The organism is Streptomyces sp. NPDC037273 (assembly GCF_055603625.1).
The window spans coordinates 529,457-553,298 of record NZ_JBVJVO010000005.1 but is presented as its reverse complement, the minus strand read 5'-3'; the positions used below and the strand labels follow the sequence as shown (position 1 = coordinate 553,298).

The 23,842-nt window shown below is 72.9% G+C and carries 26 protein-coding genes; 18 read left to right on the top strand and 8 right to left on the bottom strand.

Annotation, left to right across the window (positions count from 1 at the left end):
- Positions 1 to 1,158, top strand: coding sequence for an acetyl-CoA C-acetyltransferase (locus ACZ7G1_RS17400; protein ID WP_470877144.1), 1,158 nt, complete (start codon positions 1 to 3; stop codon positions 1,156 to 1,158).
- A 3-nt stretch (positions 1,159 to 1,161) separates the two neighbouring features.
- On the opposite strand, the gene ACZ7G1_RS17395 is transcribed toward ACZ7G1_RS17400, so the two are convergent.
- The 6 genes from ACZ7G1_RS17395 to ACZ7G1_RS17370 all read right to left on the bottom strand — a co-directional run bounded on the left by ACZ7G1_RS17395 (position 1,162) and on the right by ACZ7G1_RS17370 (position 6,714).
- Positions 1,162 to 1,716 (bottom strand): VOC family protein, encoded by a 555-nt coding sequence (locus ACZ7G1_RS17395; RefSeq protein WP_470877145.1) that lies wholly within the window; start codon positions 1,714 to 1,716, stop codon positions 1,162 to 1,164.
- Between the two features lie 94 nt (positions 1,717 to 1,810).
- Positions 1,811 to 2,743 carry a tyrosine-protein phosphatase gene (locus ACZ7G1_RS17390; RefSeq protein ID WP_470877146.1) on the bottom strand — a complete coding sequence of 311 codons (933 nt, stop codon included), beginning with the start codon at positions 2,741 to 2,743 and terminating at the stop codon, positions 1,811 to 1,813.
- A 503-nt stretch (positions 2,744 to 3,246) separates the two neighbouring features.
- The gene (locus tag ACZ7G1_RS17385; RefSeq protein ID WP_470877147.1) at positions 3,247 to 4,311 is read right to left on the bottom strand and encodes an NAD(P)H-dependent flavin oxidoreductase; all 1,065 of its coding nucleotides are present in this window, start codon (positions 4,309 to 4,311) and stop codon (positions 3,247 to 3,249) included.
- A complete protein-coding gene (locus ACZ7G1_RS17380; RefSeq protein WP_470877148.1) occupies positions 4,308 to 5,081 on the bottom strand; it encodes a CoA-transferase subunit beta in 774 nt (257 codons plus the stop codon). The genes ACZ7G1_RS17385 and ACZ7G1_RS17380 overlap by 4 nt, the downstream gene beginning before the upstream one ends.
- The gene (locus ACZ7G1_RS17375) at positions 5,078 to 5,926 is read right to left on the bottom strand and encodes a CoA transferase subunit A (protein ID WP_470877322.1); all 849 of its coding nucleotides are present in this window, start codon (positions 5,924 to 5,926) and stop codon (positions 5,078 to 5,080) included. The genes ACZ7G1_RS17380 and ACZ7G1_RS17375 overlap by 4 nt, the downstream gene beginning before the upstream one ends.
- Positions 5,927 to 5,940: 14 nt before the next feature.
- Positions 5,941 to 6,714: an enoyl-CoA hydratase family protein gene (locus tag ACZ7G1_RS17370; RefSeq protein WP_470877149.1), complete on the bottom strand. Its 774-nt coding sequence runs from the start codon at positions 6,712 to 6,714 to the stop codon at positions 5,941 to 5,943.
- Between the two features lie 78 nt (positions 6,715 to 6,792).
- Between ACZ7G1_RS17370 and ACZ7G1_RS17365 the strand changes: the two genes are divergently transcribed.
- The gene (locus ACZ7G1_RS17365; protein WP_470877150.1) at positions 6,793 to 7,569 is read left to right on the top strand and encodes an SDR family oxidoreductase; all 777 of its coding nucleotides are present in this window, start codon (positions 6,793 to 6,795) and stop codon (positions 7,567 to 7,569) included.
- Positions 7,570 to 7,598: 29 nt separating this feature from the next.
- Positions 7,599 to 8,510: an SDR family oxidoreductase gene (locus ACZ7G1_RS17360; protein ID WP_470877151.1), complete on the top strand. Its 912-nt coding sequence runs from the start codon at positions 7,599 to 7,601 to the stop codon at positions 8,508 to 8,510.
- 17 nt (positions 8,511 to 8,527) lie between these two features.
- Here ACZ7G1_RS17360 and ACZ7G1_RS17355 read toward each other — a convergent pair whose 3' ends face one another.
- On the bottom strand, positions 8,528 to 9,262 hold the full coding sequence (locus tag ACZ7G1_RS17355; protein WP_470877152.1) for an SDR family oxidoreductase: 735 nt from the start codon (positions 9,260 to 9,262) through the stop codon (positions 8,528 to 8,530).
- A 71-nt stretch (positions 9,263 to 9,333) separates the two neighbouring features.
- Here ACZ7G1_RS17355 and ACZ7G1_RS17350 point away from each other — a divergent pair, with 71 nt between their 5' ends.
- The 9 genes from ACZ7G1_RS17350 to ACZ7G1_RS17310 all read left to right on the top strand — a co-directional run bounded on the left by ACZ7G1_RS17350 (position 9,334) and on the right by ACZ7G1_RS17310 (position 17,068).
- Positions 9,334 to 10,278 (top strand): LysR family transcriptional regulator, encoded by a 945-nt coding sequence (locus ACZ7G1_RS17350; protein WP_470877153.1) that lies wholly within the window; start codon positions 9,334 to 9,336, stop codon positions 10,276 to 10,278.
- Between the two features lie 143 nt (positions 10,279 to 10,421).
- The gene (locus ACZ7G1_RS17345) at positions 10,422 to 11,204 is read left to right on the top strand and encodes a 2-keto-4-pentenoate hydratase (protein WP_470877323.1); all 783 of its coding nucleotides are present in this window, start codon (positions 10,422 to 10,424) and stop codon (positions 11,202 to 11,204) included.
- 7 nt (positions 11,205 to 11,211) lie between these two features.
- Positions 11,212 to 12,123, top strand: a complete 912-nt coding sequence (locus ACZ7G1_RS17340) for an acetaldehyde dehydrogenase (acetylating) (protein WP_470877154.1) — start codon at positions 11,212 to 11,214, stop codon at positions 12,121 to 12,123.
- Positions 12,124 to 12,135: 12 nt separating this feature from the next.
- Positions 12,136 to 13,158 carry a 4-hydroxy-2-oxovalerate aldolase gene (gene dmpG, locus ACZ7G1_RS17335; RefSeq protein WP_470877155.1) on the top strand — a complete coding sequence of 341 codons (1,023 nt, stop codon included), beginning with the start codon at positions 12,136 to 12,138 and terminating at the stop codon, positions 13,156 to 13,158.
- Positions 13,159 to 13,255: 97 nt separating this feature from the next.
- Positions 13,256 to 14,410: a Rieske 2Fe-2S domain-containing protein gene (locus ACZ7G1_RS17330; RefSeq protein ID WP_470877156.1), complete on the top strand. Its 1,155-nt coding sequence runs from the start codon at positions 13,256 to 13,258 to the stop codon at positions 14,408 to 14,410.
- Between the two features lies 1 nt (position 14,411).
- Entirely contained in the window at positions 14,412 to 14,669 is a 258-nt protein-coding gene (locus tag ACZ7G1_RS17325; protein WP_470877157.1) for a hypothetical protein, read from the top strand.
- The gene (locus tag ACZ7G1_RS17320) at positions 14,662 to 15,744 is read left to right on the top strand and encodes a 2Fe-2S iron-sulfur cluster-binding protein (protein ID WP_470877158.1); all 1,083 of its coding nucleotides are present in this window, start codon (positions 14,662 to 14,664) and stop codon (positions 15,742 to 15,744) included. Before ACZ7G1_RS17325 ends, ACZ7G1_RS17320 begins: the two co-directional genes overlap by 8 nt.
- Positions 15,745 to 15,758: 14 nt before the next feature.
- Positions 15,759 to 16,535, top strand: a complete 777-nt coding sequence (locus ACZ7G1_RS17315) for an SDR family oxidoreductase (protein WP_470877159.1) — start codon at positions 15,759 to 15,761, stop codon at positions 16,533 to 16,535.
- 86 nt (positions 16,536 to 16,621) lie between these two features.
- Positions 16,622 to 17,068, top strand: coding sequence for an SRPBCC family protein (locus ACZ7G1_RS17310; protein WP_470877160.1), 447 nt, complete (start codon positions 16,622 to 16,624; stop codon positions 17,066 to 17,068).
- Here the strand turns inward: ACZ7G1_RS17310 and ACZ7G1_RS17305 are convergent.
- Complete coding sequence (locus ACZ7G1_RS17305) at positions 17,052 to 17,933, bottom strand: IclR family transcriptional regulator (protein ID WP_470877161.1); 882 nt, start codon at positions 17,931 to 17,933, stop codon at positions 17,052 to 17,054. The two genes, ACZ7G1_RS17310 and ACZ7G1_RS17305, sit on opposite strands and share 17 nt — an antisense overlap.
- A gap of 182 nt (positions 17,934 to 18,115) precedes the next feature.
- Here ACZ7G1_RS17305 and hsaA (ACZ7G1_RS17300) point away from each other — a divergent pair, with 182 nt between their 5' ends.
- The 6 genes from hsaA (ACZ7G1_RS17300) to ACZ7G1_RS17275 all read left to right on the top strand — a co-directional run bounded on the left by hsaA (ACZ7G1_RS17300) (position 18,116) and on the right by ACZ7G1_RS17275 (position 23,802).
- Positions 18,116 to 19,285 (top strand): 3-hydroxy-9,10-secoandrosta-1,3,5(10)-triene-9,17-dione monooxygenase oxygenase subunit, encoded by a 1,170-nt coding sequence (gene hsaA / locus ACZ7G1_RS17300; protein ID WP_470877162.1) that lies wholly within the window; start codon positions 18,116 to 18,118, stop codon positions 19,283 to 19,285.
- A gap of 152 nt (positions 19,286 to 19,437) precedes the next feature.
- A complete protein-coding gene (gene hsaA / locus ACZ7G1_RS17295; protein WP_470877163.1) occupies positions 19,438 to 20,604 on the top strand; it encodes a 3-hydroxy-9,10-secoandrosta-1,3,5(10)-triene-9,17-dione monooxygenase oxygenase subunit in 1,167 nt (388 codons plus the stop codon).
- 12 nt (positions 20,605 to 20,616) lie between these two features.
- Complete coding sequence (hsaD, locus tag ACZ7G1_RS17290) at positions 20,617 to 21,507, top strand: 4,5:9,10-diseco-3-hydroxy-5,9,17-trioxoandrosta-1(10),2-diene-4-oate hydrolase (RefSeq protein ID WP_470877164.1); 891 nt, start codon at positions 20,617 to 20,619, stop codon at positions 21,505 to 21,507.
- 53 nt (positions 21,508 to 21,560) lie between these two features.
- Positions 21,561 to 22,454 (top strand): VOC family protein, encoded by an 894-nt coding sequence (locus ACZ7G1_RS17285; protein ID WP_470877165.1) that lies wholly within the window; start codon positions 21,561 to 21,563, stop codon positions 22,452 to 22,454.
- Positions 22,442 to 22,930, top strand: a complete 489-nt coding sequence (locus tag ACZ7G1_RS17280; RefSeq protein ID WP_470877166.1) for a flavin reductase family protein — start codon at positions 22,442 to 22,444, stop codon at positions 22,928 to 22,930. Before ACZ7G1_RS17285 ends, ACZ7G1_RS17280 begins: the two co-directional genes overlap by 13 nt.
- The gene (locus tag ACZ7G1_RS17275; RefSeq protein WP_470877167.1) at positions 22,930 to 23,802 is read left to right on the top strand and encodes a MaoC/PaaZ C-terminal domain-containing protein; all 873 of its coding nucleotides are present in this window, start codon (positions 22,930 to 22,932) and stop codon (positions 23,800 to 23,802) included. Before ACZ7G1_RS17280 ends, ACZ7G1_RS17275 begins: the two co-directional genes overlap by 1 nt.
- Positions 23,803 to 23,842: the final 40 nt, after the last annotated feature.

The following is a 23,842-nucleotide window of genomic DNA, read 5'->3' as shown; positions in this document are numbered from 1 at the left end:
ATGGCCGAGGCCTACATCGTCGAAGCGGTACGGACCCCGGTCGGCCGGCGGAACGGCGGCCTGTCCGCCGTCCACCCGGCCGACCTCGGCGCCCACATCCTCAAGGCGCTCATGGAACGCTCGGGGGCCGACCCGGCCGCCGTCGAGGACGTCGTCTTCGGCTGCCTCGACACCGTCGGCCCGCAGGCCGGCGACATAGCCCGCACCTGCTGGCTCGCCGCCGGACTCCCCGAGGAAGTCCCCGGCACCACCGTCGACCGCCAGTGCGGCTCCTCCCAGCAGGCCCTGCACTTCGCCGCCCAGGGCGTCCTCTCCGGCACCCAGGACCTCGTCGTCGCCGGCGGCGTACAGAACATGTCGATGATCCCCATCGCCTTCGCCAGCCGCCAGGCCGCCGACCCGCTCGGCCTCACCGAAGGCCCGTACGCCGGCTCCGTCGGCTGGCGCGCCCGCTACGGCGACCAGCCCGTCAACCAGTTCCACGGTGCCGAACTCATCGCGACCAAGTGGGACATCACCCGCCGCGACATGGAGGAGTTCGCCCTCCGCTCGCACCAGCGGGCCGCCCGCGCCATCGACGAGGGCCGCTTCGACCGCGAGATCGTCCCCTTCGGCGACGTCACCACCGACGAAGGCCCGCGCCGCGACACCACCCTGGAGAAGATGGCCGGCCTCAAGCCCGTCGTCGAGGGCGGCCGGATCACCGCCGCCGTCTCCTCCCAGGTCTCCGACGGCGCCTCCGCGATGCTGATCGCCTCGGAACGCGCCGTACGGGAACACGGCCTGACCCCGCGCGCCCGCGTCCACCATCTGTCCGTACGCGGCGAAGACCCCATCCGCATGCTCTCCGCGCCCATCCCCGCCACCGCCTACGCCCTCAAGAAGGCCGGGATGACCCTCGACGAGATCGACCTCGTCGAGATCAACGAGGCCTTCGCCCCCGTCGTCCTCGCCTGGCTCAAGGACACCGGCGCCGACCCCGACAAGGTCAACGTCAACGGCGGCGCCATCGCCCTCGGCCACCCCCTCGGCGCCACCGGCACCAGGCTCACCACCACCCTCCTCCACGAACTGGAGCGCACCGGCGGCCGTTACGGCCTCCAGACCATGTGCGAAGGCGGCGGCCAGGCGAACGTGACGATCATCGAGCGTCTGTGAGGGTCACCGGGCGTCTGTGACGTTTCCGGGTGTCGCGCCGAAGAGTCGCTGCCAGACGGTGTGATCGGTGCGGGGGCCTCCGGGGGTCTCCGCACCGTACGTGGCGATCTCGGCGTCGATGTCGAGGGGGCGGGTCGGCGAGGTCATCGTGGACAGCTCCGTGACGACGGCGGCGTCGGGGACGAGCCAGCACACCTCGAACTCGATGCCGTCGGGGTCGCGGGCGTACAGGGCCTTGGTCGAGGCGTGGTTGCTCGCCCCCGTCAGGGCGCCCGCCTCGGCCAGCCGGCTCCGCACCCGGCTCAGCTCGGCCAGGGTGTCCACCTCCCACGCCAGGTGGTACAGGCCGACCCGGCCCGTGCGGTGCGCGGAGCCCTGGTCGGCGGACTGGAACAGGCCGAGGTCGTGGTCGTTGGCCGAGCCCGCCGCCTGGAGGAACACCGCCCCCGGGAACGCCTGCGGCAGCGCCCGGAATTCGAGGACGTCGCAGTAGAAGGCGGTGCTGCGCGCCAGGTCGGAGACGAAGAGCACGGCGTGGTTGAGCCGCTGGATGGGCATGTGACGGGTCCGTTCGTGTGCGGTGCGTGGAGATGGGGGGAGGCAGAGGTCCGCCGGGGCGCGCGCCCCGGCGGACTCGTGTCGTGGGGCCTGGTCAGCGCACCAGTCTCGCGCGGAGCTTCGCCAGGGTACGGGCATCGAGGCCGAGGCCCTCGGTCAGGTAGCGCTGGAAGGAGCCGTACTCCGTCCGTATCCGGTCCAGGGCAGCCCCGAGATAGTCGGCCCGGACCTCCTGCAGCGGGACGAGCAGCTCCGGGTCCTCCATCAGCCCCGCCTGCTTCAGGCCCTCGCGGACCCGGCGGTCCGCCTCGGCGCGGAAGTCGTTGGAGCGCAGATAGTCCCGCTCGGCGGTCGCGGCCGGAACACCCACGGCCCGCAGGATCACATAACTCGTCCACCCCGTGCGGTCCTTCCCCGAGGAGCAGTGGAACAGCAGCGGGTCCCCCTCGGGCCGGGCCAGGTCCCTGATCGTCGCGGCGAACCGGCTCCGGCTCTCCGGGTCGTCCACATAACTGCGGTACATGTCCCGCATCAGCCGCTCCGCCTTGCCGTCCCCGAGCAGCTCGCGCTGCCGCTGAGGATCCCTGGAGCCGATGGCCGCGTTCGTCGTCGCGTACAGACCGAGGTCGTCCACGGAACGCGCCGTCACCGCGAGGCCGCCCGGCAGACGGTCGGCGCCGTCCCGCGCCACCTCCTGCGGGGTACGGAAGTCCACCACGGCGCCCAGGCCGAGCCCGCCCAGCGTCGCCACGTCGGCCTCGCTCAGCCGCCCCAGGGCATCGCCCCGGAACACCTGGCCGTAGCGGACCCGCCGACCCTGCTCGGTGCGATAACCGCCCAGGTCACGGACGTTGACCGCGCCCTGGAGCGAGACCTGGCGGACGGCGCCGCCGGACCCGGTGTGACGCGTGGCCGAGGCCGCCGCGCCCGCCGGGGCGTCATCGGCCACCGCCAGAGCGGGCAGTCCGCTCAGGACGACGGTGGCGGTGACGACGGCGGTGGCACGTCTGAGGGGGAGAGCACGCATGAGTCGACTCCAAAGGGTGTGAAGGGGATTCCCGTGGGGTGGGTGGGTGGGTGGGTGGGTGGAGTGGAGTGGGGTGGGGTGGGGTGGGGTGGGGTGGGTGGCGTGGGCATGGAGCGCACGGCGGAGAGGCACCGGGGACTGGCCCGTGCCCGGATCCGGGCGCGGTCGATCCGCGCCGGGCGGGGCCCGGAGGCCGGCCCGAGCCGGAGGTGAGCTGCGGTCGGTCTGTGCCGGGCGGAGCCCGGAGGGTGGCCACCGGGCCGGGGGTGAGTCGCGGTCAGTGGGGGCCGGGCGGAGCCCGGAGCGTGGCCCGGGCCGGAGGTGAGCCGCGGTCAGGCAGGGCCGGGCGGAGCCCGGAGGCCGCCCCCGGCCATGGGCGAGCCGCGGTCGGCCTGCCCATGGCAAGGCCAGGAGGCCGGCCCTGGCCACCGGCGAGCCGCGTTCGGCCCGCGCCTGGCAGGGCCCGGAGGATGGTCCGGGCCGGGGCCAGGGCCAGGGTGTGGTTAGTCCCTGCCCGGCAGGGCGTCGAGGGTGGCGTGGGCCTCGGTCATGAGGCGATCGATGAGTTCGGCGCAGGACGGGAGGTCCTCGATGACGCCCGCGACCTGGCCGGAGGCCATGACGCCGAGATCGGTGCGGCCGTCCACCATGGAGGCTTTGAGGAGCATGGGGGTGTTGGCGGCCAGGAGGATCTGGCTCCAGGTCAGGTCCTTGCCGTGTTTCATGGCCAGGCCGTCGCGGATCATGTCGGGCCAGCTCATGCCGGAGACGCGCCGGAAGGCGGAGGCGTGCCGGACGGCGCGGAGGAGGGAGGCGGCACGGCCGGAGCGTTCCAGGGCGTCGACGAGGTCGGTGCGCAGCATCCGGTGGGGGAGGCCGTCGACCTTGGTGGTGACGGTGATGTCTTTGACGGCGGCGGCGAGGTAGCGGGCTTTCACCGCGTCGGGGACGGTGCTGTCGGAGGTGAGCAGGAAGCGGGTGCCCATGGCGATGCCGGCCGCGCCGTAGGCGAGCGCGGCGACGAGGCCGCGGCCGTCGTGGAATCCGCCGGCGGCGACGACGGGGATGTCCACGGCGTCGACGACCTGGGGGAGCAGGACGGTGGTGGCGACGCTGCCGGTGTGGCCGCCGCCCTCTCCGCCTTGCACGATCACCGCGTCGGCGCCCCAGGCGGCGACTTTCTCGGCGTGTCGTTTGGCTCCGATGGACGGGATGACGACGACGCCGGCGTCCTTGAGCCGTGCGATGAGTTCACGGGACGGGGCGAGGGCGAAGGAGGCGACCTTGACGCCCTCGTCGATGATGAGGCGGACGCGTTCGGCCGCGTCCCCGGCGTCCGCCCGCAGGTTGACGCCGAAGGGAGCGTCCGTGCGGGACTTGACCTCGCGGACCGCGGAGCGGAGCTGGTCGACGCTCATCGTCGCGGAGGCGAGGATGCCGAGGGCGCCCGCGTCGGCGGTCGCCGAGACCAGGCGGGGACCGGCCACCCATCCCATCCCGGTCTGCACGACCGGGTGCCGCACCCCGACGAGCTCGGTGAGCGGCGTGGCGATCGTGACGTCGCTCATGACGGGACCTCGCGGTCGCGCAGCCCCGTGGGGTCGATCTCCTCGCGGATGAGGCGCAGTTCCTCGGCGGTGGGTTCGCGGGTGTACGGCACGTCGTCGGGCACGGTCAGGGCGAAGCCGGTGGCATCCTTGACCTGTTCGACGGTGACGCCGGGGTGCAGCGAGCGGAGCCGCATCGTGCGGTCGGGGGTCTCGAAGTCGAAGACGCCGAGGTCGCTGACGACTCCGGCGATCCGGTGGTAGCGGGTCGCGGTGGGGCCGGCCGCCGCGGCGCGGTCGTAGCCGACGCCCGAGACCATGTCGACGCGCTCGACGAAGACTCGGGGCGAGTGCTTGGGGACCCAGTAACTCGTGGGGTTGTTGAGGGTGTTGACGGGTGCGCCGCGCACGCCGAGGAGTTGGCGCTTGGGGCGCTGCCAGTCGCCGATGCAGCTGATGTTCTGGTTGCCGTGCCGGTCGATCTGGCTCGCGCCCATCATCACGTGCCGTCGCCCGGTGGTGACGAGGGCCAGGTGCTGGCGGTAGGGCAGCCAGCCCTCCACGACGCGGGGTGCGCCGCCGATGGCGGGCACGTCGGCGATGAGCAGGGCCTCGCCGTCGGTGAGGAGCAGTTCGGGGGAGAAGGTGAGCTTGGCGAGGCGCGCGCCGATCATGGGGACGGTGCCCATCGGGCTGGCCAGGATCTCGCCCGCGCCCCGCCAGGCCTCGGCGCAGGCGATGACGCAGTACTCGGCCCGGGTCGCCGTGGTGGTGCTGTCGGTGCCGCTCATGCTTCCTCCTCGTGGAAGGCCGCGACCGCGGCCTGGTAGGCGTCCTCGTCGCCGGACAGGAACCGGTCGGTGAAGGCCTGCCACGTCTCCGGGTCCTTGGCCGCCTTCGCGTACGCCCGCTGGAAGGCCTCGTCCCGTTCGTAGTCGGGGGCGCAGGAGGTGAAGTGCGCGCCGTTCGGGGTCTCGACGACGCCGTCGACGAACGCGCGCTTGAGCAGCAGCGACTGCGGCCCCGCGTCCTTGAGGAGCTCCGTGGTCTCCACGATCCGCTCGCAGGAGACGTACGCGGTGTCGGCGGCCTCGCAGAACAGGTCGTCGAAGTACGGGTCGGGGCCGAGGTATTGGCCGTTGCCGTGCGCGTCGGCCCGGTTGAGGTGCACGAGCGCGGCGTCCAGGCGCAGTGCGGGCACGGCGACCAGCTCCTCGCGGTCGCCGTACGGGGAGGTCACGGTCCGCAGGGACGGGTTGACGGTCATGACGTCGGAGGCGAGCCCGGCCCTGATCGGCATGAACGGCAGCCGGTGCACGGCCGCGGTCAGGCCCCACATCACCATGGCCTCGTCCAGCTCCACCAGCTCGAAGTCCCCCCGCTGCCGGGCGGCGACGAAGTGCGGCTCCAGGGGCACCGAGTCGAGCGTCGCGAAGGCCGCGATCACCTTGCGGACCTTGCCCGCGGCGGCGAGCAGCCCGACGTCGGCGCCGCCGTACGACACCAGGGTCAGGTCGGTGAGGTCGGACCTCAGCAGCGCCCGTACCAGCGCCATCGGCTTGCGCCGGGAGCCCCAGCCGCCGATGCCGATCGTCATCCCGCTGCGGAGCCGGCCCACGACCTCCTCGGCGGTCATCGTCTTGTCCCTGCTCACGACTGCTCCTCCTGGTCCGTGCCGGTGGCGGCGGTCTTGCCGAACGTGTCGCGGACCCGGTCGGCGACGCCGCTGAGGTTGGCCTCGAAGGTGAAGCCCTGCTCGAAGCGGTAGCTCCGGTGTACGTCCACGGGGTCGATGCCGTTGATCGCGGCCTTGGCGAGCCGGATCAGCTGCCCGTCCTTGGCGGCGATCTCCCGGGCGAGTTCGAGTGCCGCGTCGAGCAGTCCCGCGCGCGGGACGACCCGCCACACCGAGCCGTGCCGGTGCAGCTCCTCGGCCGTGACCGTGCGCGAGGTGTAGTACAGGGCCCGCATCAGCTGCTGGGGGACCAGCCGGGCCAGGTGTGTGGCCGCGCCGAGCGCGCCCCGGTCGAGTTCGGGCAGGCCGAAGGTGGCGTCGTCGGACGCGACGATCGCGTCGGCGTTGCCGACCAGGCCGATGCCGCCGCCGAGGCAGAAGCCGTGGACGGCGGCGACCACCGGCACCTCGCAGTCGTACACGGCGGCGAAGGCCTCGTAGCAGCCGCGGTTGGCGCCGATGAGGGCCTCGTGCCCGGCCGTGCGCTGGATCTCCTTGATGTCGACGCCGGCGTTGAAGCCGCGGCCCGCGGCGGTGAGCACGACGCAGCGCACCTTGGGATCGGCTCCGGCGGCGCGCACGGCGGCGGCGAGGTCGTACCAGCCCTGCACGGGCAGGGCGTTGACGGGTGGGAAGTCGACGGTGACGACGGCGATGCCCTCGTCCGGGGCGGAGGTGGAGACACCCATGAGCAGATCAGCTACCTTTCCACCAAACGTTTGTTAGGCGGAAGATAGCAGCGGTTCGCCCGCTGCGGGAGGTGTGCATTGGCAGTCACCATCGATCTGTCGGGATCCGTCGCCGTCGTCACCGGCGGCACCCGGGGCGTCGGCGCCGGGATCACCCGGTCCCTGCTCGAAGCCGGCGCGTCCGTCGTGACCTGCGCGCGAAGGGCCCCCGACCGGCCCATAGAGGCAGCCGGACGCACCGCCCGCTTCCTCCCCGTCGACCTTCGCGACCCGGCCGCCGTCACCGACTTCTTCCACCGGGTACGCGACGACCACGGCCGCCTCGACGTCCTCGTCAACAACGCCGGGGGGACGCCCTTCCGGATGCTCGGCGACGGAGCGGCCGAGCAACAGGCCCGCGTCGTCGAACTGAACCTCGTCGCCCCCCTGACCGCCTCCCTCGCCGCGTACGAGGTCATGCGCGCCCAACCGGGAGGCGGGGCCATCATCATGATCGGCAGCGTCAGCGGCACCCGACCCTCACCGGGCAGCGCCGCCTACGGAGCGGCCAAGGCCGGTCTCGACAACCTCGCCCGCTCCATGGCCGTCGAATGGGCCCCCCGCGTACGGGTCAACACCCTCGTCCTCGGCATGGTCCGCACCGAACTCTCCCACCTCCACTACGGCGACGAGGACGGCATCGCCGCCGTCGGACGCACCGTCCCCCTCGGCCGCCTCGCCGAGCCCTCCGACGTCGGCGACGCCTGCGTCTTCCTCGCCTCCGACCGCGCCGCCTACATCAGCGGCGCCAGCCTCCCCGTCCACGGCGGCGGCGAACGCCCCGCCTTCCTGGACGCGGCCACGGCCGACCACTGACCTCCCGTACCGAACGAAAGGCACCCACCATGACCGCACTCTGCGACGGACGCGTCGTCATCGTCACCGGCGCCGGCCGCGGACTCGGCCGCGCCCACGCCCTCGCCTTCGCCGCCGAAGGCGCCCGGGTCGTCGTCAACGACCTGGGCGTCGGCCTCGACGGCACCGGCGGTGAAACCGGCCCCGCCCAGCGGGTCGTCGACGAGATCACCGCCGCCGGCGGCCAGGCCGTCGCCCACGGCGGCGACATCGCCACCGCCGACGGCGCCGACTCCCTCATCGCCACCGCCCTCGACACCTTCGGCCGCCTCGACACCCTCGTCAACAACGCCGGCTTCCTCCGCGACCGCATGCTCGTCAACCTCGCCGAGGACGACTGGGACGCCGTCATGCGCGTCCACCTCAAGGGCCACTTCCTGCCCTTCCAGCGCGCCGCCGCCCACTGGCGCGCCGAAGCCAAGGCCGGCCGCACGCCCGACGCCCGCGTCATCAACACCAGCTCGGGCGCCGGCCTGCTCGGCAGCGTCGGACAGGGCAACTACGCCGCCGCCAAGGCCGGCATCATCGGTCTCACCCTCGTCGCCGCCGCCGAGTCCGCGCGGTACGGGGTCCAGGTCAACGCCATCGCCCCCGCCGCCCGCACCCGCATGACCGAGCAGACCTTCGCCGACACCATGGCCGCGCCCGACGGCGCCGCCTTCGACGCCATGGCCCCCGAGAACGTCTCCCCCCTCGTCGTCTGGCTCGGCTCCGCCGCCTCCGCCGGCGTCACCGGCCGCGTCTTCGAAGCCGAAGCCGGACGCATCACCGTCATGGACGGCTGGCGCCCCGGCCCCACCGCCGACAACGGCGCCCGCTGGACCCCCGCCGAAGCCGGCGCCGCCACCCTCAAGCTCCTCGCCGCCTCGGAAACACCCCTCCCGGTCTACGGCGCGCGGTAGCACCGCGCTTCACGGCCTCACCAGGGGATCGGCCCGTCCTCGGCGAAGAAGGCGCCGGTCGGGCCGTCCTCGCCCACCGTCGCCAGCTCGACCGCGATGGCCGCGCCCTCCTCCGCCGTGCGCATCCCGGAGTGGCGGTTGAGGTCGGTCGCGCAGTAGCCGGGGCTCACCGCGTTGACCAGGATGCCGTCGGCGCGCAGCTCGTTCGCGTAGAGCACGGTGATCGCGTTCAGCGCGCTCTTCGAGGTGCAGTACGGCAGGAGGACCGAGTAGTAAGGGGCCCACGGGCTTTCCGGGTCGGCCAGGTGCGTCAGGGAGCCCAGCTCGCTGGACATGTTGACGATCCGTGCGGCGGGGGAGCGGCGGAGCAGGGGGATCACGGCGTGGGTCACCGCGACGACGCCGAACACGTTGGTCTCGTAGGCCTCCCGGACCGTGGCGGCCGGGGTCTCGCTCGGCTTCCGGGGCGCGGGGGCGATCGCCGCGTTGTTGACCAGGACGTCGAGGCGGCCGAACGCGGCGTCGATGTGCTTGGCGGCGGCCTCGACCGAGGCCTCGTCGGTGACGTCCAGCGGAACGCACCGGACGTCGACGCCGCCCGCGCGGAGCTCCTCGGCCGCCGCCTCGCCACGCTCGGCGTCGCGCGAGCCGATCAGCACGGTGATGCCGAGGGCCGCGAGCCCGCGCGCCGTCTCCTTGCCGATTCCCTTGTTGGCACCGGTGATCAGAGCGATCTTCTGTGAAGTGGTCATGGCACACAGCCTCCCCTCGCCAACGGGCCGCGGGGAAAGACCGGATGACTCTGGATCTATAGTCCACGGGTATGAGTGAGCTGGAGGTGCGCGAGCTGAGGTACTTCATCGCGGTCGCCGAGGAACTGAACTTCAGCCGGGCCGCGCAACGCCTGGGCATCGCGCAGCCCCCGCTGTCGAAGGCGATCGCCAAGATGGAGTCCCGGCTCGGGGTACGCCTCCTGGAGCGCACCACCCGGCAGGTGAGGCTGACCGACGCCGGCCGGGTGCTGCTCGACCAGGCCCGGATCGCCGTCGACGCGGTGCACGCGGCCGCCCGGCGAGCGTCCCGGGCCGGCCGGCCCACACCCCAGCTCGTCGTGGCGGTCAAACCGGGCGGCGATGCCGGGCTGCTGCGGGAGATCCTCGCCGCCTACCGGGAATCGGGAGCCCATCTGCCGCCGCCCGAGGTCGTCGTCGGCGGCAGCGGGGAGCCGATCGCCATGCTGAGGGACGGCCGCGCCGACGTGGGGCTGCTGCGCGGCCCGTTCGACGGCCGGGGGCTGGATGCCGAGACACTCGTGGTCGAGCCGCGCCTGGCCGTCCTCCCCGCCGCGCACCGCCTGGCCGGACGCCGCCGACTGCGGCCGGCCGACCTCCAGGGCGAACCGGTCCCGCGCTGGAAGGGGGCCGATCCCTCCCACACCGCCTACTACACCGGACGCGACGGAGCGGAAACGGGCGAAGGCCGCACAGGCCCGGCGCCCGCCGACACTCCCGAGGGGCCGCTCGTGGACAGCGTCGAGCAGCTCCTGGAGGTCGTCGCACTGGGACAGGCCGTGGGGTTCCTGGCCCGCTCCACCACAGAGCGGTACCGGCGCCCGGACATCGTCTGCCGGCCGGTCACCGGCCTCAGCCCCAGCGCGGTCATGGTCGCCTGGCCGGAGACCTCCCGATCCGCGGCCGTCGCCGCCTTCGTCCAGGCCGCCCACGACGTCGCCGGCCGGCACCCCGACCACATGGCGGCACTCGCCTGACCGGTGGGCGGGAGCCCGCGCGCGGCCCGCGGCGGAGGGGCGGGGAGGGTTTCCCGCTGACCGGGAAAGCGGGCTCACGGGGGGTGGAAGGGCGGGCCTAGCCTCGGCGGACAGTCAAAGCCGCGCGTGGGAGGGACATCGTGATGCTCACGGACCGCCAGAGGACCGAGGCGGCCGAGCTGCTGCGCTCCGCCGAGATCGGGGTAACGCCGATCGCTCCGCTGACAGAGGTGTTCGAGGGGATCGGGACGGAGGACGCGTACGAGATCCAGCTCGTGAACATCCGGCGCCGCCAAGCCGAGGGCGCCGAGGTGCGCGGGCACAAGGTCGGCCTCTCGTCCCCGGTGATGCAGCGGATGATGGGCGTCGACGAGCCGGACTACGGCCACCTGCTCCATGACATGGAGCTCAGGGAGGACGTCCCGGTCGAGATCGCCCGCTACTGCCGGCCCCGCGTGGAGGTCGAGGTCGGATTCGTCCTCGGCGACGACCTCCCGGGCGAGGGCTGCACCCCCGCCGACGTCCTCGCCGCGACCGAACGCGTCGTGCCCGCCCTGGAGTTGATCGACAGCCGGATCCGCGACTGGCGGATCACCATCGCCGACACCATCGCCGACAACGCCTCCTCCGCCGGATACGTCATCGGCGAGGGCCGGGACCCCCGCGAGCTCGATCTCAAGGCGATCGAGGCCCGGTTGACCAGCGGCGGCGAGCTCCTCGCCGAGGGGCGGAGCGACGCCGTGCTCGGGGATCCGGCGGTGTCGGTGGCGTGGCTGGCGCGGACCGTCGCGCGCTACGGCGTGGCCCTGAAGAAGGGACACGTCGTGCTGCCTGGCTCGTGCACCCGGGCCGTCGACGTCACGGCCGGCGCGACCTACACCGCCGCGTTCAGCGGCCTCGGCTCCGTCTCCCTCTCGTTCATCTGAGGTGATCATGACCATCAAGACCAAGGCGACCGCCGCCATCGTCGGTTCCGGGAACATCGGGACCGACCTCCTGTACAAGCTGCTGCGCTCCGAGCACGTCGAGCCGCGCTGGATGATCGGCGTCGACCCGGAGAGCGAGGGCCTCGCCCGCGCCGCCCGGGCGGGGATCGAAGCCAGCCACGAGGGCGTGGACTGGCTGCTCGCGCGGGACGAGAAGCCGGACATCGTCTTCGAGGCCACCAGCGCCTACGTCCACCGGGCCAACGCACCCCGCTACGCCGAACTGGGCATCAAAGCCGTCGACTTGACCCCGGCGGCCGTCGGGCCCGCCGTCGTGCCGCCCGCCAACCTGCGCGAACACCTCGACCAGCCCAACGTCAACATGATCACCTGTGGCGGGCAGGCCACCATCCCCATGGTGTACGCGGTCTCGCGCGTCGTCCCGGTGGCGTACGCGGAGATCGTCGCCTCGGTGGCGTCCGTGTCGGCCGGCCCCGGAACCCGCGCGAACATCGACGAGTTCACCCGGACGACCTCGCGCGGGATCGAGACGATCGGCGGCGCCGCGCGCGGCAAGGCCATCATCATCCTGAACCCGGCCGAGCCGCCCGTGATCATGCGCGACACGGTCTTCTGCGCCATCCCCGAGGACGCCGACCGCGAGGCCATCGCGCTCTCCGTCAAGGCGGTCGCGGACCAGGTCGCCGCCTACGTGCCCGGCTACCGGCTGCGCGCCGAGCCGCAGTTCGACGACCCCAGTCCCGAGAACGGCGGGATGGCGCGCGTCGCGATCTTCCTGGAGGTGGAGGGCGCGGGCGACTACCTGCCGCCGTACGCCGGAAACCTCGACATCATGACCGCCGCCGCCACCAAGGTCGGCGAGGAGTTCGCCAAGGCGCTCCTCGCCCCGGGCGCGTAAGGAGAACAGCACATGCCCTACTCGGAACTCCTCGACATCCGGATCACCGACTCCTCGCTGCGCGACGGCTCGCACGCCAAGCGCCACCAGTTCACGGCGGACGACGTACGGTCGGTCGTCGCCGCCCTCGACGACGCCGGGGTGCCGGTGATCGAGGTGACGCACGGCGACGGGCTCGGCGGATCGTCGTTCAACTACGGCTTCTCCAGGACACCCGAACAGGACCTGATCAAGGCCGCGGTGGAGACCGCGCGACGGGCCAGGATCGCCTTCCTCATGCTCCCCGGGCTCGGCGTCAAGGACGACATCCGGGCCGCGCACGGCAACGGCGCGAGCATCTGCCGCATCGCCACCCACTGCACCGAGGCCGACATCGCGGACCAGCACTTCGGCCTCGCCCGGGAGATGGGCCTTGAGACCGTCGGCTTCCTGATGATGGCCCACTCCACGACCCCCGAGAAGCTGGCCCGGCAGGGCCGCGTCATGGCCGACGCCGGCTGCCAGTGCGTCTACGTGGTCGACTCGGCCGGCGCCATGGTCATGGACGACGTCACCGACCGGGTCGAGGCACTCGTCGCCGAACTCGGCGACGACGCCCAGGTCGGCTTCCACGGCCACGAGAACCTGGCCCTCGGCACCGGCAACTCCATCGCCGCCGTCAAGGCCGGGGCGCTGCAGATCGACGGCTCGACCCGCCGGCTCGGCGCCGGCGCGGGCAACACCGCCGTCGAGGCCCTGGTCGCCGTCTGCGCCAAGATGGGCATCCGGACCGGCGTCGACGTACTGAAGATCATCGACGCGGCCGAGGACGTCGTCCGCCCCGTCATGGACGACGAGTGCCGGCTCGACCGGCTCGCCCTCCTCATGGGCCACGCCGGCGTCTACTCCAGCTTCCTCAAGCACGCCTACCGGCAGGCCGAGCGCTACGGCGTCTCCGGCGCCGAGATCCTCCTCCGCGCCGGCGAACGCCGTCTGGTCGGCGGCCAGGAGGACCAGCTCATCGACATCGCCGTCGAACTCGCCGCGCGGAACTGAGCCGCCACTCCCGCGTACGGCACCGCACCGCACCGCACCGCACCGCTCCCCACCGCACCGCACTGCTCCGCACCGACAGACACCCAGGAGGGACGAGATGACTGCTCTCAACGACGAGGTCCGGGTCATCGAGACGGGAACGCCGCCGACACGCTTCGCGCGAGGCTGGCACTGCATCGGCCTCGCCGAGGACTTCAAGGACGGGAAGCCCCACGAGGTCGAGGCCTTCGGCACCAAGCTGGTGGTCTTCCAGGGCGAGGACGACGGCGAACTGCACGTCCTCAACGCCTTCTGCCCGCACATGGGCGGCAACCTCGCCCAGGGCACCGTCAAGGGCGACGCCGTCGCCTGCCCCTTCCACGACTGGCGCTGGTCGGGCGACGGCCGCTGCGCCGGCATCCCGTACGCCCGCCGCGTCCCGCCCAGGGCCAGGACCCGCGCCTGGATCTCCCTGGAGCGCAACAAGCAGCTCTTCGTCTGGAACGACCCCGAGGGCAACCCGCCACCCCCCGGGGTCACCGTCCCCGAGATCGCCGGCATCCACGGCCCCGAGGCCGACCAGTGGAGCGACTGGACCTGGAAGACCCTCCGCGTCGAAGGCGCCAACTGCCGCGAGATCGTGGACAACGTCGTCGACATGGCGCACTTCTACTACGTCCACTACGCCTTCCCCGAGTACTTCAAGAACGTCTTCGACGGCCACGTCGCCACGCAGTACATGGAGAGCAGCCCCCGCGGCGACATGGAACTCGGCACCCTCAGCTCCGGCCGACTGCGCTCCGACGCCTCCTACTTCGGCCCCTCCTACATGATCGACCAGCTCTACAGCGACGTCGGCGGCGGCGTCGAGATGGAGATCGTCCTCATCAACTGCCACTACCCGATCGACGCGAACAGCTTCCTCCTCCAGTACGGCGCCATCGTCAAGCGCCTGCCCGGCATGACCGACGAACAGGCCACCGAGGCCGCGCGGCTCACCGCCGAAGGAGCCACCGTCGGCTTCGAGCAGGACGTCGAGATCTGGCGCAACAAGACCCGCATCGACAACCCCCTGCTCACCGAGGAGGACGGCCCCGTCTACCAACTCCGGCGCTGGTACGAGCAGTTCTACGTCGACGTCGCCGACGTCAAGGACGAGATGACCCGCCGCTTCGAGTTCGAGATCGACACCCAGCGCGCCAACACCGCATGGCGCGCGGAGGTCGAGGAGAACCTGGCGCGCCGCGCGGCGGAGACCGGGACCGGAGCCTGACATGCGAGCGGTGGAGTGCGCGGCCTGCGGCAACCAGGTCCTGTGCGAGAAGTTCAGCGTCGCCCACACCTCCGTGCAGTGGACGGCCGACGCGGCCGTCGTCTGCGCGGAGTTCCGCGACCGGGTGGACCAGGGCGGTACGAGTGCCCGGATACGGACCTGCCGGGCGCTGCGGGCCAGCATCGACCGCGCGGTCGAGGACGGCAGGCTCACCATCGGCACCCTGGAGCCGGCCGGCCTGGAGGCCGTGGATGCCTGAGCTCACGACCCCCGTGACGCCGGTGAAGCCCGAGCCTTCCCCGACGGCAGCGCGCACCCACCGGCTGCGTATCGTCGAGGTCATCGCGGAGACGGCCGACGCGCACTCCCTGGTGCTCCAGGCGCCACCGGAGAGCGCCGACCGCTTCGCGTACCGCCCCGGGCAGTTCCTCACCCTGAAGCTGCCCGGCGCGGACGGCCGCCCGGCCGCCCGCTGCTACTCGCTCGCCAGCTCGCCCCACACCGGCGAGCCGCTGAAGATCACCGTCAAGCGGGTCGCGGGCGGGTACGGCTCCAACTGGGTCTGCGACCGGCTCGCGGCCGGCGACGAGCTGGAGGTGCTGCCCCCGGCGGGCACCTTCACCCCGGCCTCCTTCGACGGCGACCTGCTCCTGGTCGCCGGCGGGAGCGGCATCACCCCGGTCCTGTCGATCGCCAAGTCGGCACTGGCCGAGGGCCGGGGCAGGGTGGTGCTCCTCTACGCCAACCGCGACGAGTCCTCGGTCGTATTCCGCGACGAACTGAGGGCGCTCACCCAGGCCCACCCGCACCGGCTGCTCGTCGTCCACTGGCTGGAGTCCCTCCAGGGCCTGCCGTCCGTGGACCGGCTGGCCGCCACGCTCGCGCCGTACGCCGAGCGCGAGGCCTTCGTCTGCGGCCCGCAGCCGCTCATGGACGCCGTCGAACAGGCCCTGCGGACCCTCGGCGCGCCCGGCGACCGCATCCACCGGGAGCGGTTCTTCTCGCTCGGCGCGGACGTCTTCGACGCCCCGGCGGTCCCGGAGGGCGGCGAGGCCGCGGCCGCGGGCACGGCCGTCGTCGAGCTCGACGACGAGACGCACACGGTCGCCTGGCCCGTGACGGCGCCCCTGCTCGACGTCCTCCTGGCCGCGGGCGTGGACGCCCCGTACTCCTGCCGCGAAGGCGCCTGCAGCGCCTGCACCTGCCGGGTCGTGGCGGGCGAGGTCAAGATGCTCCGCAACGACGCCCTGGACGACCAGGACATCGCCGAGGGGTACGTGCTGGCCTGCCAGGCCCTGCCCCTCACCGACCGCGTCGAGATCACCTACTCCTGAGAGGGGGGACCGTCATGTCCCGCACCTGTCTGGTCACCGGAGCGGCCTCCGGCATCGGCAAGGCCACCGCGACCCTCCTGGCGCGGCGGGGTCACACCGTCATCGGCGCCGACCTCGCCGACGCCGACATCCATGCCGACCTGTCGACGGCCGCGGGCCGGGCCGCGCTCGTCGCGCGCGCCCACGAGCTGTCCGGCGGCCGGCTCGACGCCGTCGTGGCCTGCGCCGGCGTCGCCCACTTCGATCCCCGCACGGTCAGGATCAACCACTTCGGTGCCGTGGCCACGCTCGACGGCCTGCGCCCGCTGCTCGCCGCCGGCACCGACCCGAGGGCGGTGGTCGTCGGTTCCGTCGACTCCGTCCACCCGACCGACCCGGCGATCGTCGACGCGGCGCTCGCCGGCGACGAGACGGCGGCCGTGGCCGCCGCGCGCGCCGCCGTCGACCGCGGCGAGGGCCACCTCGTCTACTCCTCCTCCAAGGCGTCGATCTCCCGCTGGGTCCGCCGCGCCGCCGCCACCGACGACTGGGCGGGCGCGGGCGTCCCGCTCAACGCCGTCGCCCCCGGTGTCGTCGTCACCCCGCTCACCCGGCCGCTGCTCGACGACCCCGACATGCGGGTCCTGGTCGAGCGCAGCGTCCCGATGCCGCTGCACGGCCACGCCCGCCCCGAGCAGATCGCCCCGCTGATCGCCTGGCTCGTCTCGCCCGAGAACACCCACGTCACCGGCCAGACCGTCTTCGCCGACGGCGGCGCCGACGCGGTCCTGCGCGGCGACAGCACCTGGTGAGCACCGCACGAGCGAGCCGCGGCCGTCACCCGGCGGCCGCGGCTTCAGCGGACCCCCGTACCCCCACCCGTACCGAGGAGACCACCATGAAGCCCCGCACGCTCGTGCGCTCCGCCGTCCTCGCGGCCACCCCCGACGCCGTGTGGGCGGTCGTCGGGGACTTCGGCGCACTCGCCGACTGGCACCCGCACGTGCCGCCGTCGACCCTCGAAGAGGGCGACGACCCCGAAGCCCCCGGAGTCGTCCGGGTGTTCGCGGTCGACGGCAGGACCGTCGCGCGGGAGCGGCTGCTCGACAGGGACGCGGAAGGCCGCTCGTACCGCTACGCCCTGCTCGAACCCGTCGCCCTCCCCGTCCACGACTACGTGGGGACGCTGGCCGTGCGGCCGCATCCCGAGGGGGCCGAGGTGACGTGGTCGGCCTCGTACCGGAGCGCGGACGAGGTGGTGCCGCGGGTGGAGGCCGTCTTCGGGGACGGCACCTACGGCACCGGGCTCGCGGCCCTCGGGGAGCGGCTCACATCCAGTCGCTGAAGCGCAGCCAGGACATCATGTTGTCCATCGAGGGCTGGGGGAGGCCCGAGGTGGAGCCGGCACCGGCCGGCTGGGCACGCTTCTCCTGCTGCCGTCCCGGCCCGAACATCGACTGCCACACCGAGCGCGCGCAGCCGCGGACGGCCGGGGCGAGGCGTTCCATCTCCCGGTGGACGCCGTGGCCGCTGACGGAGACCGCGGCGATGGCGCGGCCGGCGCCGCGGAGCGGGGCGGCCACGCAGAAGACGCCGCGGTACCCCTCCTCGTGGTCGAAGGCCACGCCGCGCTCCCGGGTCATCGCCAGTTCGCGGCGGAAGGAGTCGGGGCGGGTGATGGTGCGGGGGGTGCGGGCCCTCAGGCCGTCCCGGATGACCTGGGCGACCGGGGCGTCGTCGCCGAAGGCGAGGATGGCCTTGCCGGAGGCGGTGCAGTACGCGGGCTGGCGGCCGCCCATGCGGGAGGGGACGACGGAGTCGTCCGAGCCGCCGATCCGCTCCAGGTAGACCACCTCGGAGCCGTCAAGGACGGTCAGGTGCACCAGATGGCCGGTGGACTCGTGGAGGGCGTGGAGGTGCGGCAGCGCGGCCCGGCGCAGCCGGTTGTGGTGCGAGGCCATGGCGCCGAGCTCCAGCATGCCCATGCCCAGGCGGTAGTCGCGGCCCTCGCGCTCGAGCCAGCGCAGCTGCACCAGCTGATCGAGGATGCGGTGCGCGGAGGAGCGGCGGATGCCCGAGCGCTGCACGACCTCGGTGAGGGTGAGCCGGGGGCCGGCGCTCTCGAAGGCGCTGAGCACCTTCGCCGCCTTCTCAAGGAGGGACAGCGGCGCCATCCCGGCCTCGGAAGCCTCGACAGCATGGGTCGTCATCGACACCTCCCACACGGACAGCACAGCCGATCGACCTTTGGCCAGGTCCGTAATCTCCGGTATTGCGTGGAGATTGCCAGAGGATGACGGCGCTGTGAAGGGGGAGTTCCGTCTCGGAACAGTAACGCGTAGGTTTCCTGTCGTCACGGGACGACGAGGCCTGATTCCGAGAGGGGGCACCCATGCGTGACGAGGACGTTCTCGCGGCGGTCCGCGCTCTCGCCCCCGCCCTGCGCGAGCGCGCGGCCGAGGCGGAAGCACTGCGCAGGCTGCCCGACGCCTCCGTCGAGGCGCTGGCGGACGCGGGCTTCTTCCGGCTCCTCCTGCCCACGGCGTACGGCGGACTCGCCGCCGACCCCGCCGTCTTCTACGCCGCCGTGCACGAGATCGCCAAGGCGTGCGGATCGACCGGCTGGGCGGCCTCGGTCCTCGGCGTCCACCCCTGGTACGTCGCCCAGTACGACCCCCGGGCCCAGGAAGAGGTCTGGGGCGCCGACGGCTCCACCCGGATCTGCTCCTCCCACGCCCCCACCGGCGAGGTCACCGCCGTCGACGGCGGCTACCTGCTGTCCGGCCGCTGGCACTTCGCCGCCGGCTGCGACCACGCCCGCTGGGCGCTCCTCGGCGGCGTCGTCGACGACGCGGACGGCCGGCCGGTGGACGTGCTGACCTTCCTGGTGCCGCGCTCCGACTACCGCGTCGACGACGTGTGGGAGACGGTCGGCCTGCGCGGCAGCGGCAGCAACGACATCGTCGTCGACGAGGCCTTCGTCCCCGCCCACCGGACCCTCGGCTACGGCCCCGTGACCTCCCTGCGCTGCCCCGGGCAGGAGATCCATCCCGAACCCCTGTACCGGCTCCCGTACGCCTCCCTCTTCACGACCGCCATCTCCACCGCCATGGTCGGCATCGCCGAAGGCGCCCACGAGGACCAGGTCGGCGCCGCCCGCGCCCGCCTCGCCGCCCCACCCGGCAGCCGCGCCGCCGAGGACCCCTTCGCGCAGGTACGGATCGCCCGCGCCGCCGGAGAAATCGACGCCGCCCGGCTGCAGCTCGCCCGCAACATCGCCGAGCTGTACGCGGCCGCCCGCGGCGGAGCCGAGATCCCCAGGGAACTGCGCGCCCGCACCCGCAGGGACCAGGCCCTCGCCACCGAACGCGCCCTCACCGCCGTCGACCTCCTCATGGAGAACGCCGGCCGCGGACCGCTGCGCGTCGGCGACGACGTCCTCCAGCGCGCCTGGCGCGACCTGCACACCGGCCGGGGCCAGGCCGCCAACGACATCGAACGGGCCCTCGTCCTCTACGCCCAGGACGCCCTCGGCATGGACGTCCACGACCCCATGCTCTGAGCCGCGAAACCCCTTCCCAGGAAGGGGTTCACGCCCCGACGGGCCCTTCCCCGGCGGCGGTTCCCGCTCAGTGGGAGCAGCGCATTTCGCGGCCGGACGGCTCGCCGTACGGTCCTGGCATTCCCCCACCACGACCCGAAAGGGGATGCCCCATGGCCGATGACGTCCTGGCAGCGATCCGTGACCTCGCCCCCGCCCTGCGCGAGCGCGCGGCCGAGGCGGAGTCGCTGCGCCGGGTGCCCGACACCTCCGTCAAGGAGCTCGAGGACACCGGCTTCTTCCAGCTCCTCCAGCCGAAGGCCTTCGGCGGCCGCGCCGCCGACCCGGTGGTCTTCTACTCGGCGGTCAAGGAGATCGCCAAGGCGTGCGGATCGACCGGCTGGGTCGCTTCCGTGGTCGGCGTCCACCCCTGGCACGTCGCCCTGTTCGACCCCCGCGCCCAGCAGGAGGTGTGGGGCGAGGACCACAAGACCCGCATCGCCTCCTCGTACGCCCCCACCGGCAAGGCCTCCGCGGTCGACGGCGGCTTCCGGCTCTCGGGCCGGTGGCACTTCTCCTCCGGCTGCGACCACGCCCGCTGGGCACTCCTCGGCTGCCTCGTCACCGACGGCGAGGGCAACCCGGTCGACATGCGCACCTTCCTCGTCCCCCGCGCCGAGTACCGCGTCGACGACGTGTGGGACACCGTCGGCCTGCGCGGCACCGGCAGCAACGACGTGGTCGTCGAGGACGTCTTCGTCCCCGAGCACCGCGCCCTGAGCTTCGGCCCGGTCACCGCCCTGAAGGTGCCCGGCCACGAGATCAACCCCGAGCCCCTGTACCGGCTGCCCTACGCCGGCGTGTTCACCACCACCATCTCCACCCCGATCGTCGGCATCGCCGAAGGCGCCTTCGACGCGTACACCGAGGCCACCCGCAAGCGGTTCCGCGTCTCGTACGGACAGCAGGTCGCCGAAGACCCCTTCGCCCAGGTCCGCATCGCCCGCGCCGCGAGCGACATCGACGCGAGCTGGCTCCAACTGACCCGCAACATCGGCGAGATGTACGCCCTCGCCGAGCGCGGCGAGGAGATCCCGATGGAGGTGCGCACCCGCACCCGCCGCGACCAGGTGCTCGCCACCGAACGCGCGGTCGCCGCCATCGACCTGCTGATGGAGAACGCCGGCGGCAGCGCCATGCGGACCGGCCCCGGCGCCGTCCAGCGCGCCTGGCGCGACGCCCACACCGGCCGCGGCCACGCCGCCAACGACCCCGAGCGGGCCCTGGTCATGTACGGGCAGTGCGCGCTCGGCATCGACATCCAAGACACCATGGCCTGAGAGGCGCCTCAGATGACAGAGCTCACCTACGCGTCGACCTCCCGCACCGCCAAGGCCGCGGGACTCACCCTCCACTACCACGAGGCCGGCCCCGCCGACCGGGAGACCACGGAGACATCGGCGGCCGGCGCCCCCGTCGTCATCCTGCTCCACGGCGGCGGGCCCGGGGCCTCCGGCTGGAGCAACTTCGGCCGCAACCTGCCCGTCCTCGCCGGGCACTTCCGCACCCTCCTCGTCGACCAGCCCTGCTTCGGACGCTCCGACAAGCCGGAACTCGACAAGGACTACTTCAGCTTCAGCGCCGACGCCGTCGCCGCCCTCATGGACGAACTCGGCATCGAGCGGGCCCACTTCATCGGAAACTCGCTCGGCGGCGGCACCGCCGTGCGGATGGCCCTCGACCACCCGGAGAAGGTCGGCAAGCTCCTCCTGATGGGACCCGGCGGAGTCTCCGTCAACCTCTTCGCGCCCGACCCCACCGAGGGCATCAAGCGCCTCTTCGAGTTCAGCGCCGCACCCGAACCGACCAAGGAACACCTGCGCGCCTTCCTCGGCGTCATGGCGTACGACCAGTCGATCGTCACCGACGAACTCGTCGAGGAGCGCTGGGCCTCCGCCACCGACCCCGAGACCCGGCTCGGCAACGCCCGCATGGGAGCCTCGTTCGCCAACCCGGCCTGGGCCGAGGACACGATGCTCTGGCGCGAGGCCCACCGGATCACCCAGCCGGTCCTGCTCACCTGGGGCCGCGAGGACCGCGTCAACCCGCTCGACGGCGCCCTCGTCGCCCTCAAGACCATCCCCGACGCGCGGCTGCACGTCTTCCCGCACTGCGGCCACTGGGCCCAGACCGAGCGGGCCGACGAGTTCAACCGCCTCGCCGTCGACTTCTTCACCCACTGAACCTCGCGCAACCCACCGAACCTCACGAACCTTCCACCGAAGAGGTGCACACCATGGACATCCGTGCTCTCGGCTACCTCCGCCTGGAGACCACCACCCTGGACGAGTGGCGCCGCTACGCCCTCGACGTCCTCGGCATGGTCGAGGCGACCGGCACCACCGAGGACACCCTCTGCCTCCGCCTGGACGACCGCGCGTACCGCATCGTCATCCAGGCCGGCGAGAGCGACCGGCTCCTCGCCGCCGGCTGGGAGGTGGCGAACGCCGCCGCGCTCGCCCGCGCCACCGAGGAACTGGAGGCCGCCGGCATCGCCGTCAAGGCCGCCGACTCCGCCGAACTCGCCGAGCGCCGCGTCCAGGGCCTGATCCACATCACGGACCCCGGCGGCAACCCCCTGGAGATCTACTGGGGCCAGGCCCAGGACCACACCGCGCTCGGCACCCCCTACGGCAACCGCTTCGTCACCGGGGACCTGGGCCTCGGCCACGTCGTGCTCCCGGTGCCGGACATCGAGGCCGCCCTCGACTTCTACGAGAACCTGCTCGGCTTCCAGCTGCGCGACTCGATGAAGCTGCCGCCGCAGGCCGTCCCGACCGCCACCGAGCAGCGGGACTTCCACTGGATGCACTTCCTCAGCCCCAACCGCCGCCACCACAGCCTCGGCCTCTACCCCGGCGCGCTGCCCCCCGGCATCGTGCACTTCATGGTCGAGCTGGAGACCCTCGACGACGTCGGCCGCGGCCTCGACCGCATGCAGGCGGCGGGCATCCCGATCGCCTCCAGCCTCGGCCGCCACACCAACGACCGCATGGTGTCCTTCTACGCCATGGCGCCCGGCGGCTTCCAGGTCGAGTACGGCTGGGACGGCCTCGTCGTCGACCCCGCCACCTGGGTCGCGAAGGAGATCACCGCCGACAGCTTCTGGGGTCACCAGTGGAACGGCTGATCCCGCCCTCCGAGTTCCGTGACGTCCTCGGACGCTTCGCCAGCGGCATCACGGTGGTGGCGAGCCTCGACGCCGACGGCGCCGAGCCCGTCGGCTTCGCCTGCCAGTCCTTCGCCTCGCTCTCCCTCGACCCCCCGCTGGTCATGCTGGCCGTCGGCCGGAACTCGACCAGCTGGCCGAGGATCGAACGGTCCGGCCGCTTCTGCGTCAACATCCTCGCCGAGGACCAGCAGGGCACCTGCGCCGCCCTCGGACGCAGCGGCCCCGACAAGTTCGACGGGGTGCCCTGGACCGTCGGCGAGCACGGCACCGTCCGCGTCGACGGGGCCCTGGCCTACGTCGAGTGCGAACTGGACGCCGTGTACGAGGCAGGCGACCACTACCTCGTCACCGCGCAGGTCGTCGCCCTGGACGCCGGCGAGGACGGCCGCCCGCTGCTGTTCTTCCGCAGCCGCTACGCCGTGGGCGCCTTCTGATGCCCATCGACGTCACCAAGGCGCTCTCCGCGCCGCCGGTGCGCACCGACGTCAGGTGGGACGAGCGCGACGTACGGCTCTACCACCTGGCGCTCGGCGCCGGCGCCCGCGAGACCGACCCGCGCGAACTGCGGTACGTCTACGAGGGACACGAGCGGGGCCTGCGGGTCCTGCCCACCTTCGGCGTCGTCGCGGGCGGCACCGGCGGCGTCGGCTTCCAGGTCTTCGACCTCCCCGGCGTCGACATCGACCTGGCACACGTGTTGCACGGCGGCCAGGAGATCACCGTGCACCGCCCGCTGCCCGCCACCGCCCGGGCGGCCACCGCCGTCACCCGCGCGGCGGCCGTCCACGACAAGGGCAAGGCCGCCGTCATCGTCCAGGAATCCACCCTCCTCGGCGACGACGGCGAGCCGCTCCTCACCCAGTGCAACCAGATCTTCGTCCACGGCGAGGGCGGCTTCGGCGGCGACCGGGGCCCCTCCGAGCGCCTCCCCGCCCCCGACCGCGAGCCCGACCTGACGACCGAGATCCCGACCCTCCGCCAGCAGGCCCTGCTCTACCGGCTCACCGGGGACTGGAACCCGCTCCACGCCGACCCCGCCACCGCCCGCAGGGCGGGCCACGACCGGCCCATCCTGCACGGCCTCTGCACCTTCGGGATGGCGGTCAAGGCGGTCACCGACCGCTTCCTCGACGGCGACGCGAACGCCGTCACCGGCTGCCGGACCCGCTTCGCCGGCGTCTTCTTCCCCGGCGAGACCCTGCGGCTCCGCGTCTGGGCCGCCCCCGACGGCTACCGCCTCACGGCCACCGCGGCGGACCGCGGGGACGCCCAGGTCCTCACCGACGCGCGGATCACCGCGCGCTGAGCCCCGGCGGCCCGGGCGGTGGACGGTCCGCCCCGGCCGC